We start from the raw sequence: 18927 nt of genomic DNA, 5'->3' as shown, positions 1-18927 counted from the left end.
AAGTCTATCACTTTTCTTCTTTTTTCTATTTCTTCAAATCACCCCTTTAAAACAACTTTAAATTGTATTAAAATATAATATACAACATAAAGTTTAAAAAGAGGTGTTCCCATGACATCAGACAACTTTTCCTTCCTTAATACAAGATGGCCTCCGCTGGCGCAGGTGGCAACTACGGCGGAGCGTAATACATACCAAGATCCTAACACTTGTATAAGCAAGTTTCGCTTGTTTGCTGAGACGATGGCAAAGTATATTTCCGCATTTGAAGAGGTAGACGAACCAAATGGGATGACTCAAGTTGATCGGTTAAGGCTGTTAAACCAAGAGCAACTTCTTCCGAAAGCCATTTGTGATTTATTTCATCTTCTTAGAAAAACCGGGAATAAGGCTACTCATAACCCTTTGTATGGCACGGTGGAAGAAGCCAAGACCATTCATCACACCTCTTTCCAGCTCGCCGTTTGGTATATGGAAGTCTATGGTGACTGGGATTTTCAAGCACCTGATTATCAAACACCGGAAGAAAATCAAATCATGGATCAAGAAGAATTAGATAATCTAACAGAACAGTATGAAAAGAAGATTGCCTCCATCGAAAATGAACTGCAGCACATCCGCTCCCAACAAGTTGATACACAAGATCAAGTGAAAAAACAGCGAAGAAGAAATAGCCAATATCTTGCGGACCATATTCAACTAACAGAAAAACAGACGCGGAAAATCATTGATCAACAACTAGAGAAAAGTGGTTGGGAAGTAGATACAGAAAGTGTACGTTACAGTCAAGGAGCGCGCCCTGAGCCGAATAAAAATAAGGCGATTGCGGAATGGCCGTTAAAAAATCGTTTTGCCGATTATGCCCTTTTTATAGGAACCAAACTAGTTGGTTTAATAGAAGCCAAAAAGGAAAGCAAAGATGTGATGTCAGATATTGAGCAAGTAAAGGACAATGCCCAACGGATTCAGCAGATAGATAATGAAGAAATTCTCGGGCCTTGGGGAGACCTGTATGTGCCTTTCTTATTTGCAACGAATGGACGCCCTTATCATCAACAAATCGAACAAAAATCTGGAATATGGTTCCACGATGCAAGAAAACCAACGAATCATTCCAAGCCGCTCCAAGGCTGGTACACACCAGATGGGCTAGAAAAATTGTTGCAGCAAGATATCGATCAAGCGGAACAACAATTGTCGCAGGAAACATTCGATTACCTTCGGCTGCGAGATTATCAAGTAAACGCCATTAAGGCAATTGAACAAGCCATTCAGCAGCAAAAACACGAAATTCTAATAGGAATGGCCACTGGTACAGGAAAGACCAGAATGGCGATCGGATTGATTTATCGTTTAATTAAATCAGGCAGGTTTCAACGTATCCTTTTCCTAGTAGATCGTACAGCATTAGGGGAACAAGCAGAGGCAGCATTTAAAGATAGCAAGCTCGAAAATGCCAATACCTTTTATGAGATTTATAACTTGCAATCATTAACCGATCAAGCACCAGAAAAGGAAACAAAGGTACAAATCGCGACGGTGCAAGGGATGCTTCGAAAGGTCTTTGCACAGGATGAAAAACAAGCCACGATCGATCAATATGACTGCATTGTTGTCGATGAAGCACATCGTGGCTATACATTGGATCGGGAGATGAGCGAGTTTGAAGTCACATTTCGCGATCATCATGACTATGTCAGTAAATACCGACAAGTATTGGATTATTTCGATGCCGTCAAAATTGGTTTAACGGCAACGCCTGCTTTACATACACGTGAAATTTTTGGTGATCCTGTTTTTCATTATTCTTACCGTGAGGCAGTAGTAGAGGGCTATCTCATTGATCATGAGCCACCTATCCAATTTGAAACATCGTTAAAAAAACATGGGATCAAGTGGTCCAAGGGAGAAAATGTGGATGTATTTGATACCAAGTCGCGCTCGATTCAGCAAGAGCTCTTAGAAGATGAAATAAATTTGGAAGTAACACAATTTAACACAAAAGTGGTGACTAAGAATTTTAACCGTGTCGTCATCAACGAGCTTGTTCAATATATTTCTCCAGACGATGAGGGAAAAACTTTAATTTTTGCCGCAACCGATGATCATGCCGATTTAATCGTTCGGTTGTTAAAACAGGCATTTGATGAGTTATACGGTGAAGTAGAAGATCAAGCCATTAAAAAGATTACCGGATCGATCGATAATCCTTCGATGGCGATTAGACGATTTAAAAATGAGCGTTATCCCAATATCGTAGTAACGGTGGACTTATTGACGACAGGGATAGATGTACCAGAAATTACGAATCTCGTTTTCTTGCGACGAGTTAAATCGCGTATTTTATATGAGCAAATGCTGGGCCGGGCGACAAGAAGATGTGAACATATTGCCAAAGACCATTTTACCGTGTTTGATGCGGTTGGATTATATGAAGCATTGGCCCCTTACTCTGATATGAAGCCGGTCGTCGTTCATCCGCAAACTTCTCTCCTCCAGTTAACCGAAGAATTAAACAGAATGAAGGAAGAAGAGGATATCGAACAACAGATGGAACAGATTATTGGAAAATTGCAGCGCAAAAAACAACGGATGTCCGAACAAGGCGCTGCCGATTTTCAAAAGCTAGCTGACGGTAAAGAGATGGATACCTTTATCAAGGATCTTCAGGACAGCTCTCCTTCTGCCGCCAAAGATAAAATAAATGAAACACTGCCTGCGATGCAGTATTTGGATCAAAACTTACATCACAGCCATAAACAGTTTATCTCTAACCACGAAGATGAATTACTAAATGTGACAAGGGGTTACGGTAAGGCAGAGCAACCAGAAGACTATTTGCAGTCGTTCGAAAAGTATATCAAAGAGCATATAAATGAAATCCCCGCCCTGTCTATTGTTTGCCAGCGTCCGACTGATTTAACTAGGGAGGGTTTGAAACAACTGCGGTTATCGTTAGAAAAAGAAGGTTTCACGGAAAAAGGGTTACAAACGGCATGGCGAGAAGCGAAAAATCAAGATATTACGGCAGATATTATTGCTTTTATTCGTCAACTGACCTTAGGTGATCCCTTAGTTTCCCATGAAGATCGGATTAAGCAAACGATGAGAAAGATATATGAACAAAGGGTTTGGCCGCCTCAGCAGAAAAAATGGCTAGAGCGGATTGAAAAGCAATTGATCCAAGAGACGCTGTTACATCCAGAACCAGAAAAGGCATTTGATACAGAGCCTTTTATTCAGTATGGAGGTTATCAGCGTTTAAACAAAATTTTCAAAGGGCAATTACCAGAGATCGTTGCGGAGATTAATGCCAATCTTTATCAAAAAATTGATTAAAATCGCTAGGCAAAAGGGGTTAGAAAATGAATAATCAAGAAATTGTACAAAAGCTATGGAAATTATGTAATGTCTTACGGGATGATGGCATTACCTATCACCAATATGTCACCGAGCTTACCTATATCCTTTTTTTGAAAATGATGCATGAAACGAATCAAGATCAAAAGGTAATTACGAATCCTCAGCATCGCTGGAATTACTTGATGACGTTAGATGGTATAGCGTTAAAAGATCATTATCGTATGTTGTTGGTAGAATTAGGGAAAAGTGATAATAGATTAATAAGCGAAATTTATGCCGATGCCAAGACGTTTATTGATGAACCTAGGAATCTTGAAAAAATCTTTATATCGATTGATCAATTAGACTGGTATAGTGCTAAACAAGAAGGTCTTGGGGATTTATATGAAGGATTGTTGGAGAAGAATGCTAGTGAGTTAAAATCGGGTGCTGGACAATATTTTACACCACGAGTGCTGATTGACAGGATTACCGAATTGGTCGATCCACAGCCTGGGGAACGGTGTTTTGATCCAGCAGCCGGAACATTTGGCTTTATGATTGCCGCTGATCGTCATGTCCGTAAACAAACAGATGATTATTTTGAACTGGGGAAAGAGCAGATTGATTTTCAGCTTCGACGGGCTTTTGGTGGTGTGGAATTGGTGAAAGACACCCACCGTTTGGCAGTTATGAATGCCTTGCTTCATGATATTCAAGGCGAGATTGTCTTAGGTGACACGCTATCAACGTTGGGGGAAACATTAAAAAATTATGACGTGGTACTGACCAACCCACCTTTTGGAACGAAAAAAGGCGGAGAACGTGTAACCAGAACGGATTTCACCTATTCAACGTCAAATAAACAATTAAATTTTCTCCAGCATATTTATCGTTCCTTAAAGGCGAATGACCAAGCGCGTGCAGCAGTGGTGTTGCCTGATAATGTGTTATTTGAATCGGGTGTGGGTGCAGATATTCGTCGTGATTTAATGGATAAGTGTGATTTACATACCATCCTGCGATTGCCTACAGGTATTTTCTATGCACAAGGTGTGAAGACCAACGTACTCTTTTTTACTCGAGGTTCGCAAGATGTAAAAAACACCAAAGGAGTTTGGGTATATGATATGCGTACCAACATGCCTTCTTTCGGAAAACGAACTCCACTGACCAACCCCTATTTTGATGGGTTTATGCATGCCTATCAGGCCAAGGATCGCAGTAAAGTACAAGACGAGCGTTGGAATTGGTTCACTCGCGAAGAAATTGCCAAAAAAGAGGACAGCTTAGATATTGGTTTGATTGCTGATGAATCATTGGCCATCTATGAAAACCTTCCAGATCCTATTAAAGCCGCCGAGGAGGCAGCAGGCAAATTAGAAGAAGCGCTAGGCTTATTACAAGAGGTTATGACAGAATTGCGAGAAACCGGGCAGGATAATGAAAAAGCAGATAGTATTCTAGAAAAACAAGAAGGTATCCAACAATGAGTAAAGCAAAGAAAAGTGTAAAGGAACTGTTGCAAGAGGCGTTGGTGCCTAGGGAGGAGCAGCCTTATGAGGTGCCTGGGAATTGGGTGTGGGTGCGGACATGGAGTGTTGCGGAAGTGATAACTGGATCTACACCATCCAAGCAAAGAGAAGAGTATTATGGAGGAGAAATTCCCCTTGTAAAACCTGCTGATTTAAAATACCGTGAAATTACAGAGGGAAGTGAAACGTTATCTTTGTTAGGTAGGGAAGTAGTAAGAGTTGTACCTCCATATTCAATAATGATTTGTTGTATTGGTTCTATTGGGAAGTCGGGGTTTAATTCAATGGAGTGTTCGACTAATCAACAAATAAATTCTCTTATAGTTGATAAATTTCTAGTATATTTTAAGTATTTATTTTATCAAATCAATGATTTAAATTACTTCAATAGATTAAATACTATCGCAGCGGCTACTACTGTTTCTATAGTTAATAAAACAAAGATGTCTAAATTATCTATTACGCTAGCCCCACTAAATGAACAAAAACGAATCGCCGCTAAAATCGATCGGTTGTTTGCTAAGTTAGATGAAATTACATTTTTACTCCAAAAGGTAAAAAATAGTCATGATTTGAGAAGAATATCTGTACTCGAACATAGTTATAGAGGGCAACTGAGTACTAACATTCCTAATGAAAGTAAATTAAACATGGATACTGGTGAGAATATTTTATATACAAGTAATAAATATCCAAATAATTGGGTAGGTGTCAAACTGGGTGATGTTGTTAATTTTATCGGAGGAGGTACACCATCAAAGAGCAAACCTGAATATTGGAATGGTGATATACCATGGGCAACTGTAAAAGACCTTAAAGGCAGAAGCTTATATAAAACTCAAGATTATATTACAAAAGTAGGAAAAAGTAATAGTTCAACCTCGATTGCCATGCGAGGCGAAGTCTTATTAATAACTCGCATGGCTCCTGGGAAGTCAATTATTTCAAATATTGAAACCGCAATAAATCAGGATTTGAAAATTGCACGTATTAAAAATCCTCAAATACATAATGGTTTTCTTTGGTTATATTTCGAAGCTCATAGAAGGTTTATTGAACAAGAAGCAACAGGCTCTACTGTAAAGGGAATACAAGTGAAAAAGCTAAAGAACTTTTTGATTTATTTACCTCCTTATGAAGAACAACTACGAATAGTAGCCAAAACAAATTATATTTTGAATAATATGGAGAAGGAATATGAGCAAATAAGAGAATTAGAACTAATAGTTGAAACCTTAAAAAAATCCATCCTAAACAAAGCTTTCCGCGGTGAACTCGGCACTAATGACCCAACCGAAGACAGCGCATTAGAACTGTTAAAAAAAACACTGCAACGAAAATCAACATGATAGCATTGATTAAACCCGTATGTGATAAGTTCATCTGTAACTTACATACGGTTTTTTATATTCCATCAAAAAAGAAGTAACCCATATTTTCTGATATAATATATTCAACTACATCGAAAAGCAACTCGAAAACGGATGAAATATTAATGACCAATACTAGTAACTGCCCTTTAACAACAGCAAGGAATGACAACCATCGAGCTATGAAGGATGAATTACGTAAACTATAGCCGTTAAATAGGAAGGTGACAAAATGATCAACAACGTGCGCGAACATTTACAAGACAAAGTGAAATATAGAATGTGGTTGTTTTCCGATCTGCAACAATCGGTGCCGGAACAGGCGGAGTATTGCTTGTCGACAGCGGTGGATGACTTTAAATCTTTAGATCTGACCTGTGATTACATATGGTATCTTGGTGATGCGGTAGAAGGTAACAACCAAGAACAATTGCGAAAAATGACGGAGATCCAATTGAATTTGCTTAAGCCTTTGAATATTCCAGTGCGGTTCGTGCTAGGGAATCATGATTTCGATTATATCTGGGACAATAGAGACAGCTCTGAACAACTGCCCGTCTTTTTTCACGAGGCAGTGGCAAACACAGAAGGATGGAAAACGATTGATCAGCTAACCTCCTTTTACTTTAGCGAAGACATAGGGGATTACAAAGTTATTTTTCTATCCGATCATGGGGATCCAGCGGGCGAGTGGATATCTACGCATGGACTTGTTCACGGAAATGAGCAGAAATATCCTTATACAAAAGATGATTTGTTAGCATTGAGACAGGAGATTGCCCAGAGTTCTAAAAAGGTGATTACCGTTTCTCACGGAGCTTTTGCGGGAGGGAACCGTGCTTTTCCATTATGGGATCCTTTGTTACCATTGCCTGAAACGGTAAAAGTCCATTTTTATGGACATTCACATATTGGCGATGTGGTGCAAGGCAAGGAAAAGGTTTATCGAAAAATTGCTTATGTTGACCATGAGAAAACCCCACAAATTAATGTTTCTTCACTAGAAAATCGTCGAGGTGACGAGGTTCGTTCGGTTATTCTGGAAATCTATCAAGATGCTACAATGGGGATTTATTTTCGCGACCATGAAAAGAAGATTTGGGCTGATTTGTATATGATTGATGATAAAAGGTGAGAAAGAATCAGAAGCAACAGGAAGGTGAGTAGGGTGAAGATAAAATTAGATGTTGTGATAGAGACGATTGAACTAGCAAGTGATGAAATGGATTGTTATTATAACAGAGAAACAGGAGAATTCATTCTATATGGAGGTTATGCACTTTCAAGAGCCGAACAAGAAGATTTTCTGGAAGAGTTAGAGGCGGATGAGGAAGATAAATATGTAAAGTTTCCTACCCAATTTGAAATTGATGATTATGATATTATGGAGAACTTTATTTGGGCCATGCCTGAAGGTGACGCCCAAAATAAATTGGCCAGTGCGATCCGTGGTCGAGGTGCTTTTCGCCGGTTTAAGGATGAAGTCCAATACCTCGGTTGGGAGCAACAATGGTTTGACTATCGTGATAAGGAATATCGGCAAATCGCTATCAATTGGTGTGAAGAGAATGATATCGAATATTGGGAAGAGTAATGTTGGGCGAATCCATTAACATGATGGATTCGCCTTGTCATTATCTGTTTTATGTGTGGAATCATATTTTTAATCGAATAGAACGTCTTCAAGATCCAACAGTCGTATCTTTTGGATCATTAGTGCCGTCAATGATAAATGAAGTATTTAATGCTTGTGATATTCGTAACAATGTAGTTACTTTAGGACTGGTTAGCCCTGCCTCAATTCGACCAATCGTTGATTTTGGGACACCTGCCAGATCAGCCAATTGTTGTTGTGATAATTGTAAATGCTGTCGTTTTGTTTTTATCTGTGCGGCAATCTTCCCTTCCAATTGTAAGCTCTGTACTTGTTGTTTACCACGTATTTGAGCGTAGCGATTAAAGAAATCGGTCATGTTAATCCCTCTCTTCTAATATAAATTCGGGTCATACTCACAGTAATTTGCGTAGTTATTTTCAGCGGGGAGAATATCCCTTTGTTTTATTAAACCATTATAAGATTTGTCAAAGTAATGAAGCAAAATCACTTTGTGGTAGTTATGAATGTCGTAGATAATACGATGATTACCAGTTCTTCCACCTTTTAAATCCCATCTGTAAAAATTAGTATGCTCTGTGTTTTTTATAATATGTTTGAGAGAAGGTGTACTTTCGTCAAAATCTGTAATATCTGCTATTTCCATATCGGGGTACGGATTAAGAGAAATAATAGTGAGTTGTCTAGTGTAAATATCAGCAATTCTACACCAAATTCCTTCCTTACCAATTCGTAATTCTTGTTCTGCTTGATGTAAAAGATATGTCTCGAAAGTAGATGTGTTACCTTTGTATATTATTTGATATGCTGCCTCGTTCATAGAAAATTTCCTCTGTAATTATAGTATGTTAATGATAGCATAAATGCTATCATTTTTCCAGATTATTAAAAGTGAAGCATTAGGAGAATGATAACTGTTCGTTTTTTTAAGCAGTGCGTTTGGAGAAGGCCTATTGAAACAATACGTGAAAAAAAGATTGCTTACTGATATAGTTATGGTATGAGAAGGTATGATAAAAAAGCCAAATAGGAGTGTTTTTCCATATAACAATTTGAAATAACATTGTTGGCAGGAGATTAATTGTGGGTCTACCATAAATTTACTTTGACAAGTTTGGCAAATTGAAAAACACTTCAACAAACGAATAGAAAGGAGAATAACATGAATCAACCAAACGTTTTACTGATTATGACCGATCAACAAAGGTGGGACGCGTTAGGCTGTTATGGCAATGACGTGATAGAAACACCGAATTTAGACTGGCTGGCGTCTCAGGGAACCATATTTGAAAACGCTTACTCGCCAAGCCCCTCCTGCGTGCCGGCGAGAGCTGCTTTACTTACTGGCATGGACCCATGGCATACAGGGATATTAGGGGTGGGGAGCAGTCAAGGACCAATGGGAGTAGGCTTTTCTCATACATTGCCGGGAGAGTTGGCTAAGGCTGGTTATCACACTCAAGGAGTTGGGAAGATGGGCTTTCGGCCACAGCGAGCGTTGAATGGCTTTCATCAAACAGTCTTGGATGAATCCGATCAGGAAATCGATCGCGGATTTTATTCCGATTACAAGCAATGGTTTGATAAAAATAAAACGGGAGATTATGGTATTGTTGATCACGGGATTGGTTGGAATTCGTGGATGGCTCGTCCGTATCATGCGCCAGAATTTTTACATCCTACCAATTGGACGATCAATGAATCCTTGGATTTTTTGAAGCAGCGTCGTGATCCCAGTAAGCCATTTTTCTTAAAGACTTCTTTCACCAGGCCGCATTCTCCTTACGATGCACCAGATTATTATTTTCATCGATATGCAGAGGCCGCCGCTATACCGAAGGCTAAGGTAGGTGAATGGGCGTCGATGCACGATGTAAAGGAGGATGCTGTTAAGCCTGAGACGTGGCGTGGTGTAAGGAGTGATCAAGAGATTCATCGTGCCAGGGCAGGGTATTATGGTTCGATTCATCATATTGATCACCAGATTGGCAGGCTGTTATCCTACCTTGTCAAAAATAAACTTTTTGATAATACGCTGATTATTTTTACTTCTGATCATGGCGATATGCTTGGGGATCATCATTTATGGCGGAAAACCTATGCTTACGAAGGATCTGCTCATATCCCCTTAATCGTGAAGCTGCCGAATGCTTATACCCCAATGGAAAAAAAGGTAAGTGAACCGGTTTCGTTGCAAGATATTATGCCAACGATATTGGACAGTGTCTCATTAGCCATACCGGAAAGCGTGGATGGGAAAAGTATGGTGCCTTTAATAAAAAGGGAGCAAGTACCATGGAGAGAATACCTGCATGGAGAACACAGCACATGTTATGCCGAGGAGCAGGAGATGCAGTATCTAACCGATGGTGTTTATAAATACATTTGGTTCCCGCGTACAGGGATGGAGCAGCTATTCCACCTACAGGATGACCCCTATGAATGTGAAGATTTGTCGGAAGAGCCAGTCTTCGCATCTAAGTTAGATAAATGGCGGCAGCGTCTTGTCTCCATTTTAGAGAAAAGGGATAAGGGGTTAACGGAGAATGGACAATTAGTATGTCAAAAAGGGCGCCCTTTCTTAACTTCACCTCATTATCGAACGAGGATGGAGAAGACACGGATGTTTAATGATTCGGCTTTTTCTAGTTGATGGGTAGAAAAAATATGGTCAAGTGATTATTTGTGGTTTAGGTTCAGACTACACCAATTCTTTTTTATGATTATCAGAAATGTCTTACCTAGAGATATGCCATTTAAAAAAACAGTGTCAGTTTATATGACAATATCAGAGACACGATTAATGAAAAGATTTATACTATAAAAATGAATACGAGTTTAGTACAAATTATTTAAATTCACCATAAATAACCGTTACAATCATGCCAAAGGTTATTTATGGTGTGAGCTATTATATTGAATAATTTAGTTTGAATGTATATTTATCAGGGTTGAAATATATTTTTGTATATTCAAACATAATATCATTCTTTAATATCGAATGATGTTTCATTAATAGAATAGGGACTTGCTTATCTAGTTGGAATAACTCAATCAAATCATTATCAGGCATGATTGGTTCTAACTCACCCTGTCTTTGGCTGACTTGATAACCTTTTTTGTGAATGTGTTCATACAAGGATTGTCTCATAATATCAACAGATAATTCAGGAAGAAGTTTTGCTGGTATATGAGACTCTTCTAATATATAAGGTTCCTCATTGACATAGCGTAGTCTTTTAACAAAAAAGATTTTTTCATCATCATCAAGTTTTAATAGGCTTTGGATATATGGAGTAGGGAGTGTGTAATTGAATGCCAAGATTTCGTTGTAAAAATCTGTATTTTTCTCAATCATTTCAGCAGTAAAACTCTCCATATTTAAAATATCGTACTCCATTTTATTTTTTTTTATGTAGGTTCCACTTCCGTGAATTCGATAAAGTAAATTCTCGTCTATTAGTAATTTGATCGCATGTCGGATAGTGACTCTACTTGCTTGATACATCTCCGAAAGCTTTGCCTCAGAAGGTATCATATCTCCAGCAACTAGTTGTGAAGAGATGATGTCTTCTTTTATTTTGTTGGCAACCTCTTTATATAAGGGTAACGATTTATTCCACATGAAAACCCAACCTTTCTCCAATACTATCTATAAATATAACATGTATCCAATGAAATTGATATATTTAATACAAATATAATACATGTATGTTGATTTTGTTTTTAATAAGTGTTAAAGTTGTATTTAATAATTGATCAGGAGGTATTGTTTATGTATTTAAAAAAGCTGTTGAATAAATCGTGTACTTAAGCAAGATCTTTGTATACCTGTTTTAACTGTGCAACACCACTGATTTAGTGTGGAAAATACTATTTTATTATCATTGTATCTACTGGAGAGAGGAGACATTCAGACATGAGAACGATGATCCAAAAGTTTGGGAGAACTTTATTGGGTCCTCTATCTATAATTATTGCTTCCGGTTTACTCTTAGGGATTGTATCTATTTTGCAAAATCCAAGTCTTGTAGGAGAAACCATATCTGAGGCCTATTACGTACAAACCTTTATAGATGGAGTCCAAGCGATTGTTTCAACGATGTTTAGTTTATTACCAATTCTATTTGCTATTTCGGTAGCGACTGGTTTAGCAAGAGACGACAAAGAGATAGCGGGGCTTGCTGTTGTTATAGGTTTTATGTTATTTAATGTCGTAATTAGCTTTCTATTAGAATTAAACGGCATAACTGGTGCAACAACTTCTGTAGAATATTTGATGGATCAGGGTCACTCGGAAGTGGAAGCATTCCAAATTTCATCTGCTTATGAAACCGTACTAGGTGTGTTTACCTTCCGAATGAGTATTTTTAGTGGGATTTTGGTAGGATTGTGGACAGCGTTTATTCATAATAAATTTCATACACAGCAACTGCCAGCGGCTTTCAGTTTCTTTAGTGGCAACCGTTTTGTTCCCATTATGATTATCGCGACTATGCCATTTGTATCAATTGTGATGTATTTTATCTGGCCATATTTTAATGAGGTAATTAATAGTCTGGGTAGTTTAATCAGTACATCAGGGGCATTTGGAACGTTTCTTTATGGTTTTTCAGAGCGTTTATTAATTCCAACCGGTTTACACCATGTATTGAATCAGCTGCTTCGCTTCACTCCATTTGGAGGTACCGCGGAGATTGATGGTCAATTAGTATCCGGTGCACTCAACATATTTAATGCACAGCTGTCTTTGGATAATCCTGATATGGGTATCATGAGAGACGCAACACGTTTTCTATCACAAGGTGTTCATGCATTCCAAGTATTCGGACTTCCTGCCGCAGCGTTTGCGATGTACAAAGCGGCTAAGCCTGAAAAACGCAGAAAAGTGAAAGGGATGTTGATTGCAGCTGGATTAACGACATTTGCAACGGGTATTACCGAACCGATTGAGTTTGCCTTTATTTTTATTTCTCCAATCTTGTGGATATTCCATGCTCTTATGGCCGGGCTATCCTTCATGTTAATGACCCTATTTGGAGTGGCCGTCGGGAATGCCGCTGGGGGATTAATCGATTTAACGATATTTGGTATATTACAAGGTACCTATACGAAATGGCCAATCATTGTTGCTGTTGGTTTATGTTATTCTGTCATTTATTATTTCGTATTCAAGTTTGTGATTGAGAAATTCAATATCAAGACACCAGGAAGAGAAGATAGTAATGGTGATGATGATACAGACGAAGATACCATGGAGAGTGCCTCTGAAAGCACGATGGATAAGGATGACTTAGGAGTCCAAATTATGGAGGCGATCGGTGGAAAAGAAAACATTTCTGACATTGATAACTGTATATCCAGATTAAGGTTAGTTTTAGAAGATACGAGTTTAGTCGACGAAGCTAAGGTGAAACGAACTGGATCAATGGGGATAGTAGTCATTGATAAAAATAATATTCAAATAGTGTATGGAGCAAAAGTGGAACAAGCGGCTCGAGCATTGAAAAGTGCCGTAAAAAATGCCTAGTATATTGGAATGGAGAGTGCTGAGCAATCCATTTCCGATAGAAAATAAATGAAAATAGAAGGAGGGAAAACTCACTAAAATACAGCATATTTTAGTGAATAATATGGAAGTAATTTATGTAAAAGACTATGAAGAAATGTCACAAAAAGGATTTGAACAAATCAAGAAAGTAATGGAAACAAAAGAATCACCAGTTGTTTCTTTAAATACGGGGGGGACACCAAAGGGGCTATTTCAATATCTTGTTGAGGCGATCAATCAAGGGTTAGATATTAGCGATGCAACAATCATGAGCTTGGATGAATACATCGGACCTAAAGATGCTGTTTATACGGTTCGAAATTTCATGAACCAAAGGTTGTTCAATAATATCGAGCAACAACCGAAACATCTCTTTTTGATGGATGGTTCGACCGACGATGTAGAGAGTGAAATCAAGCGATATAAAGAGTTATTAGCAACGTATCCTAGAGACATTCAGTTGCTAGGCTTGGGGACTAATGCCCATCTGGGAGCGAATGAGCCAGGTACACCATTTGATACCACGATGTTTTTAGCAGAGCACCATGAGTCTACTATCCAATCAACGATGAAAGAGTATGGTATTACGCGTGAAGAAGCACCAACTGAAATGCTGACATTAGGATTAAAAGAGATCGCAGAAGCAGAAACAGTACTGTTATTAGTATCCGGTAAGCATAAAGCTCAAGCAGTGAAGGATTTAGTGGAAGGAGATGTCACTCCTGATTGCCCTGCAAGTGTTCTGAGAAATTGTGAAAATGCTGTGGTAATTGTAGATGAGGACGCAGCTTCTTTATTAACCAAGGAATAAGGGGAGGCAATCAGTTAGTTGTAACAGATTTAAATGGAGGAAACATCATGCATACAAATTTAGATAGAATCATCAATGATATTGAAACATTAGCAACGTACACATCCACTCCAGGAAAGGGTGTGACAAGATCTTCCTACAGTAAAGAGGATCAAATGGCAAAAGATTACTTAAAAAAAGAAATGGAAAAAATCGGACTTGACGTATATGAAGATGCCTTTGCAACGGTATTTGGCCGGCGAGAAGGTAAAAATCCTGATGCGCCAACGATTATTATCGGGTCACATTATGACTCTGTCGTAAATGGTGGTCGTTTTGATGGAACAGCAGGGGTGATTGCCGCTTTAGAAACGCTTCGTGTATTGGAAGAAAATCATATAGAGAACGACTATCCGATAGAGATCATTGCCATGAACGCGGAAGAAGGAGAAACCTTTGGCCCAGGAAGTGGGGTTTCAAATTCAAGGGCAATGGTAGGTACACTTACCGAAAAAGAATTGGATATGGCGACCAATAGATTCGGCGAAACCAAACGAGAAGCAATGAAAAATTATGGTTTGGAACCTGATTTAGAAGCTGCTAAGAGAGAGATGAGCCAGGTTAAATCATTTTTGGAACTTCATATCGAGCAAGGTCCCAACTTGGAAGCACAGCAAACAGATATTGGATTAGTTGAATACCTTGCTGGAATTGGCAGGTATATGATTCATTTTCATGGTAAATTTGAAGATTCGACTGCTGCGATGGATACTAGACAAGATGCGTTAATTGCTGCCTCTAAATTTATATTGGCACTGGATGAACTGGTAAAGGGACTAGGAGATGGGATTACCGGGACAGTTGGCATGATTAATGTGACGCCAAACTCCAATCAATATGTACCTGAATTTGCCGAGATATCAGTGGAAATCCGAACAATGGATAAAGCTATTCTAGATAAAGTAGACGTACTAGAGGAACTCAAGAAGATTGTGGAAACTATTGAAATGGACACAAATGTGAAAGTGGAAATAACAGAGAGAGCTCGAATTGGGTATCCAAATCCTACTCCTCCAAGTGTTATGGATAAAGAAACTGTGAAATTAATGGAAGAAGTATGTGAGCAGCTAAATTATAGCAGCATGATTATCAATAAAGGAACGGGTCATGATGCGATGATCACCGCAGAATACGTGCCAACAAATATGATCTATGTACCAAGTAAAGATGGGATTAGTCATCACCCTGATGAGTGGACTGACTATGAAGATCTGCAAAAAGGTATAGAGGTCATGCTGCATACTGTGAAGAAACTTTGTCAACAAGATTAAGTTAATCAGGTAAACAGGTCAATCTGTTGTTTGTAGTGCATATTTAAAAAGTTTGATCTTACGGACTAAACAGGAAGGGAAACGCCACTTTGTCCGTAATAACCTCTGATAGATTTATAAGATGATACAAACGGAGGCGTTGAATATATGTTTTTTAATAAAAAGAAAAAGAAGAAAGAACTTACCATCTATAGCCCTTTAAACGGTGAACTTATTCCATTAGAAGAAGTCCCTGACCCAGTATTTTCACAAAAAATGATGGGAGAAGGAGTAGGGTTTATTCCGACTTCAGGAGAAGTATTTTCTCCTATAGCAGGTGAAGTGGCCCAGGTTTTCCCTACAAAACATGCTGTTGGACTGATAACGGATGAAGGTGTGGAAGTGCTTTTGCATTTAGGTCTAGAAACTGTTGAACTCAAAGGAGAAGGATTCCATATCGAGGTCAGTGAAGGTGACAGATTGCAAGTCAACGATAAAATAGGTGATTTTGATTTAGCTCTAATAGAGGAGAAGGGTAAAAAGACGACGACTGTTCTAGCATTCACCAATTTTGTCGATAAGATCGAAGAGCAGGCCGTTGCGCAAAAAGGAAAAATAGAACGGGGAAAAGAAATTATTGAGTTAAAATTGAAATAAACAAAAAAGAACAGTACATCATGAAGCCTGAATTCATTATTGATATGAATTCAGGCTGATTGTGTTTGTAATGAAAATTCGCCACGGGGCTTTCCTCTGCTAACTATTTGCCCTATGCATCGCATCCAATAACCGATACGTCTTATCACACTTATATTCCCAGAACATAATGCCAGCTAATCCTTCCAGATGAACATAGTGGCATTTATGCGTAATCGATACTTCATCATCATAGGAAATAAAAGTACTACCGTCAAATAGGAATGGTGCCTTAGCTTCGTCATCCCAGAATCGAGTAAATCCATTGGTATCGATATAATCTGAAGCAAGTTCAGTAAAGGAAGGACCATAACCTCCAGAACCGGGTGACATTTGCAAGTAACCATTGTTTTTATTCGGTACATCCTTCCACATACGGGAATAGAAGGCGGCACCAATGACAATCTTGTGGCGTGGCACACCAGCTTCGACAAATAAGCGGACGGATTGATCGACACTGATCCGGAATAAATCTCCTGTTGGTGTATAGAGGTTAGTATGATGTCCGGTAAGTACTTGAAATCCGCCACGCATATCATAGGTCATGAGTTGAATATAATCTAGATACTGCTCAACCTTATCCATCTCTGTCCCATCGATATAATATTGATCGGCGCCTGTCGCGATGGTTAGTAAGGCATGTTTATCCAGTCCATCTAATGCTTCTCTGATTTGTTGTAAAAGATAGGTGAAGTTCTCTTTGTCAGCTGGAGACGAACCGATACCAGCTTCGCCATAACATGGATATTCCCAATCCAAATCAATGCCATCTAGGGCTTCGTACTCGCTTACAATGCGTGCAGCACTTGCTGCCATCTTTTCTCTTCCAACAGCAGTAGCAGCCGCTTCAGAGAATCCACCCGCACTCCAGCCGCCCACTGAGAGCAAAATAGTAATTGCTGGATTGATCGCTTTGATTTTTTTCAGTTGATCCAGGTGTTGTAAATGGTCGATGCTGATTTCTTCGTTCTTTACATGTCCAAAAGCAATATTGATATGGGTTAATTTAAGAGCATCCTCTTCGCGTAATTCTGGTAATTCGTTATCCCCAACATAGCCGATGATTTTATATTTATTTTCCATATTTATTCTCTTCCTTCCCCATGTTATTTTTTTGTTTGATGGAGGTTATCTGTTTTCCATTAAAGCTATATTATACCAAAAGGAGACAGGATTCAATACATGTCTAGAGTCTGGGCAGAAGCGAAAAAATACCGTTTGAATCAACTGGATATTCAAATGGCCAAAGAACAGAGAATGACACCAAAAAGTTTAATCAAGAATATGCCTGTTCCATCACAACAATGAAAGGAGCCAGTAAAGATATGGATTCGAGACTTATATGAAAAAAGTTTGGAAAGGTGTTGTCATGATATGACAGATTACAGACTTCCTGAAACAGAAATTTTGGTGATTTTGTGTGGCGCCGATGAGATTATTGCGCAAGGCGGTGACCTTTTCATTGATATTTAACAAAGACAGGAACCTCACAACCCATCCACCTTAGATAGAGTTGTGAGATTTTGTTTTACAAATCAAGCATTCGAGGAAGGAACAGACTGATCTCCGGGATATAGGTGATCACCATTAATAGCACAAACATCGCTATATAGAATGGCATCAATGGTTTAATCAAATGCTCTACTTTTTCTTTTCCAACCATTGCCCCGACAAATAGCCCAGTTCCAACTGGTGGCGTGATCGTACCAATACACAAGTTCAAGATAAAGAACATCCCGAAGTGTAGTGGATCAATGCCAAGCCCTTCCGCAATCGGTAAGAAGATCGGTGTGAATATCAGAATAGCTGGTGCAATATCCATAAACATACCGATTAGCAGCAAGATGAGATTAATCATCAATAAGATCACAATAGGGTTGGCAGATAAATTCAGGATAAATTGACTGAGAGCACCCGGAATACCGGTAAATGACATCGCGAATGACATCATCGATGAAACCGCGATAAGCAGCATCACAACACCAGACATTTCGACTGCTTTGACCAATACGGCGGGTAATTGTTTGATTGTCAAGGTGCGATGATATACTAATGCCAAGAATAAGGCGTATACCACACAAATAGCCGATGCCTCGATGGCTGTGAAAATACCAAATAAGTCTGTTGACCTGCATCCACTTACAAGTAAAAGAAAACAAGCGCTCATTAGTAACCATATGATTGTTCTCAAAAAAGTGTAAAAAAACTGTTCGCCGATACTAAAAAGAAAGCAATCAACACACGAAACGCTGTCCAAAATACTACGTAGTACAGCGACTTGGTTGATTACTATTACATCTATCCTTCCTAATGGCAAAAGGCTATCTTTGAAAAGCTAATCTCAGAAAATTTCACAAATCTATTAATTAACAAAAGAACTAATATTTACAATTACCAGAGGTAGTCTGAAAAACAGTTTTCTACCCATTAATTGAAAGATTGTCAGATTATCTTTCAACTATATAGATGTAAAAAGACACAATCATTATACTAGAGTTGGTCTTTGTAACAATTCCAGTATAAGTATGTCCACCCCTAATTTTTTGAAATAAAAAACATAAAGATTTAACCCCACTAAATGATCATCATATTATCTTAAATAAAAACAGACAATTTTCAAAAAAATTTGACAAATTAACCGAATTAAATTAATCTGTTTATAACAATTGTGGAGAAATTAATGGTGTATAAACGAATTAATCGTTAAATTTTGGTTTT

The 18927-nt window shown here is 38.5% G+C and carries 16 protein-coding genes; 11 read left to right on the top strand and 5 right to left on the bottom strand.

The window, feature by feature from the left end; translation table 11 throughout:
- Positions 1-111 precede the first annotated feature (111 nt).
- From hsdR to E0E32_RS05510, 5 genes are all read left to right on the top strand, one after another.
- Entirely contained in the window at positions 112-3339 is a 3228-nt protein-coding gene (hsdR, locus tag E0E32_RS05530; protein ID WP_130859228.1) for a type I restriction-modification system endonuclease, read from the top strand.
- A gap of 26 nt (positions 3340-3365) precedes the next feature.
- Positions 3366-4835 carry a class I SAM-dependent DNA methyltransferase gene (locus E0E32_RS05525; RefSeq protein WP_130859227.1) on the top strand — a complete coding sequence of 490 codons (1470 nt, stop codon included), beginning with the start codon at positions 3366-3368 and terminating at the stop codon, positions 4833-4835.
- Positions 4832-6226, top strand: coding sequence for a restriction endonuclease subunit S (locus tag E0E32_RS05520; RefSeq protein ID WP_130859226.1), 1395 nt, complete (start codon positions 4832-4834; stop codon positions 6224-6226). The genes E0E32_RS05525 and E0E32_RS05520 overlap by 4 nt, the downstream gene beginning before the upstream one ends.
- Before the next feature lie 253 nt (positions 6227-6479).
- Positions 6480-7382: a metallophosphoesterase gene (locus E0E32_RS05515; RefSeq protein WP_066187902.1), complete on the top strand. Its 903-nt coding sequence runs from the start codon at positions 6480-6482 to the stop codon at positions 7380-7382.
- A gap of 33 nt (positions 7383-7415) precedes the next feature.
- On the top strand, positions 7416-7841 hold the full coding sequence (locus tag E0E32_RS05510; protein WP_066187900.1) for a UPF0158 family protein: 426 nt from the start codon (positions 7416-7418) through the stop codon (positions 7839-7841).
- 88 nt (positions 7842-7929) lie between these two features.
- Here E0E32_RS05510 and E0E32_RS05505 read toward each other — a convergent pair whose 3' ends face one another.
- Positions 7930-8220, bottom strand: coding sequence for a helix-turn-helix domain-containing protein (locus E0E32_RS05505; protein WP_066187898.1), 291 nt, complete (start codon positions 8218-8220; stop codon positions 7930-7932).
- A 15-nt stretch (positions 8221-8235) separates the two neighbouring features.
- Positions 8236-8682, bottom strand: coding sequence for a hypothetical protein (locus tag E0E32_RS05500; protein ID WP_066187897.1), 447 nt, complete (start codon positions 8680-8682; stop codon positions 8236-8238).
- Between the two features lie 342 nt (positions 8683-9024).
- Between E0E32_RS05500 and E0E32_RS05495 the strand changes: the two genes are divergently transcribed.
- Complete coding sequence (locus E0E32_RS05495) at positions 9025-10515, top strand: arylsulfatase (protein WP_066187895.1); 1491 nt, start codon at positions 9025-9027, stop codon at positions 10513-10515.
- Positions 10516-10773: 258 nt separating this feature from the next.
- Here E0E32_RS05495 and E0E32_RS05490 read toward each other — a convergent pair whose 3' ends face one another.
- Positions 10774-11487 (bottom strand): GntR family transcriptional regulator, encoded by a 714-nt coding sequence (locus E0E32_RS05490; protein ID WP_066187893.1) that lies wholly within the window; start codon positions 11485-11487, stop codon positions 10774-10776.
- A 294-nt stretch (positions 11488-11781) separates the two neighbouring features.
- Here E0E32_RS05490 and E0E32_RS05485 point away from each other — a divergent pair, with 294 nt between their 5' ends.
- From E0E32_RS05485 to E0E32_RS05470, 4 genes are all read left to right on the top strand, one after another.
- Positions 11782-13392, top strand: coding sequence for a PTS transporter subunit EIIC (locus E0E32_RS05485; protein WP_130859225.1), 1611 nt, complete (start codon positions 11782-11784; stop codon positions 13390-13392).
- A gap of 103 nt (positions 13393-13495) precedes the next feature.
- Positions 13496-14224 (top strand): 6-phosphogluconolactonase, encoded by a 729-nt coding sequence (locus E0E32_RS05480; RefSeq protein ID WP_130859224.1) that lies wholly within the window; start codon positions 13496-13498, stop codon positions 14222-14224.
- Between the two features lie 47 nt (positions 14225-14271).
- A complete protein-coding gene (locus tag E0E32_RS05475; RefSeq protein ID WP_130859223.1) occupies positions 14272-15534 on the top strand; it encodes a Zn-dependent hydrolase in 1263 nt (420 codons plus the stop codon).
- A gap of 147 nt (positions 15535-15681) precedes the next feature.
- Complete coding sequence (locus E0E32_RS05470) at positions 15682-16170, top strand: PTS sugar transporter subunit IIA (protein ID WP_066187886.1); 489 nt, start codon at positions 15682-15684, stop codon at positions 16168-16170.
- Between the two features lie 99 nt (positions 16171-16269).
- Here the strand turns inward: E0E32_RS05470 and E0E32_RS05465 are convergent, their stop codons facing one another.
- Positions 16270-17292, bottom strand: coding sequence for a glycoside hydrolase family 18 protein (locus E0E32_RS05465; RefSeq protein ID WP_130859222.1), 1023 nt, complete (start codon positions 17290-17292; stop codon positions 16270-16272).
- A 99-nt stretch (positions 17293-17391) separates the two neighbouring features.
- Here E0E32_RS05465 and E0E32_RS22590 point away from each other — a divergent pair, with 99 nt between their 5' ends.
- Positions 17392-17517 carry a hypothetical protein gene (locus tag E0E32_RS22590; RefSeq protein ID WP_262361278.1) on the top strand — a complete coding sequence of 42 codons (126 nt, stop codon included), beginning with the start codon at positions 17392-17394 and terminating at the stop codon, positions 17515-17517.
- A 220-nt stretch (positions 17518-17737) separates the two neighbouring features.
- Here E0E32_RS22590 and E0E32_RS05460 read toward each other — a convergent pair whose 3' ends face one another.
- The gene (locus tag E0E32_RS05460; protein WP_286171744.1) at positions 17738-18400 is read right to left on the bottom strand and encodes a TRAP transporter large permease subunit; all 663 of its coding nucleotides are present in this window, start codon (positions 18398-18400) and stop codon (positions 17738-17740) included.
- Positions 18401-18927 lie beyond the last annotated feature (527 nt).

This window comes from Gracilibacillus phocaeensis (assembly GCF_900626275.1).
In the GTDB taxonomy this organism is placed as follows: Bacteria; Bacillota; Bacilli; order Bacillales; family Amphibacillaceae; genus Gracilibacillus; species Gracilibacillus timonensis.
Note: the sequence above shows the minus strand (reverse complement) of the source record. Positions and strands in the feature narration are given on the sequence as shown.

What these genes read in the sequence shown, in the direction of transcription:
- hsdR (WP_130859228.1), top strand. Translation starts at nt 112, where the DNA reads ATGACATCAGACAACTTTTCCTTCCTTAATACAAGATGGCCTCCGCTG.
- E0E32_RS05525 (WP_130859227.1), top strand. Translation starts at nt 3,366, where the DNA reads ATGAATAATCAAGAAATTGTACAAAAGCTATGGAAATTATGTAATGTC.
- E0E32_RS05520 (WP_130859226.1), top strand. Translation starts at nt 4,832, where the DNA reads ATGAGTAAAGCAAAGAAAAGTGTAAAGGAACTGTTGCAAGAGGCGTTG.
- E0E32_RS05515 (WP_066187902.1), top strand. Translation starts at nt 6,480, where the DNA reads ATGATCAACAACGTGCGCGAACATTTACAAGACAAAGTGAAATATAGA.
- E0E32_RS05505 (WP_066187898.1), bottom strand. Translation starts at nt 8,220, where the DNA reads ATGACCGATTTCTTTAATCGCTACGCTCAAATACGTGGTAAACAACAA.
- E0E32_RS05500 (WP_066187897.1), bottom strand. Translation starts at nt 8,682, where the DNA reads ATGAACGAGGCAGCATATCAAATAATATACAAAGGTAACACATCTACT.
- E0E32_RS05495 (WP_066187895.1), top strand. Translation starts at nt 9,025, where the DNA reads ATGAATCAACCAAACGTTTTACTGATTATGACCGATCAACAAAGGTGG.
- E0E32_RS05490 (WP_066187893.1), bottom strand. Translation starts at nt 11,487, where the DNA reads ATGTGGAATAAATCGTTACCCTTATATAAAGAGGTTGCCAACAAAATA.
- E0E32_RS05485 (WP_130859225.1), top strand. Translation starts at nt 11,782, where the DNA reads ATGAGAACGATGATCCAAAAGTTTGGGAGAACTTTATTGGGTCCTCTA.
- E0E32_RS05480 (WP_130859224.1), top strand. Translation starts at nt 13,496, where the DNA reads ATGGAAGTAATTTATGTAAAAGACTATGAAGAAATGTCACAAAAAGGA.
- E0E32_RS05475 (WP_130859223.1), top strand. Translation starts at nt 14,272, where the DNA reads ATGCATACAAATTTAGATAGAATCATCAATGATATTGAAACATTAGCA.
- E0E32_RS05470 (WP_066187886.1), top strand. Translation starts at nt 15,682, where the DNA reads ATGTTTTTTAATAAAAAGAAAAAGAAGAAAGAACTTACCATCTATAGC.
- E0E32_RS05465 (WP_130859222.1), bottom strand. Translation starts at nt 17,292, where the DNA reads ATGGAAAATAAATATAAAATCATCGGCTATGTTGGGGATAACGAATTA.
- E0E32_RS22590 (WP_262361278.1), top strand. Translation starts at nt 17,392, where the DNA reads ATGTCTAGAGTCTGGGCAGAAGCGAAAAAATACCGTTTGAATCAACTG.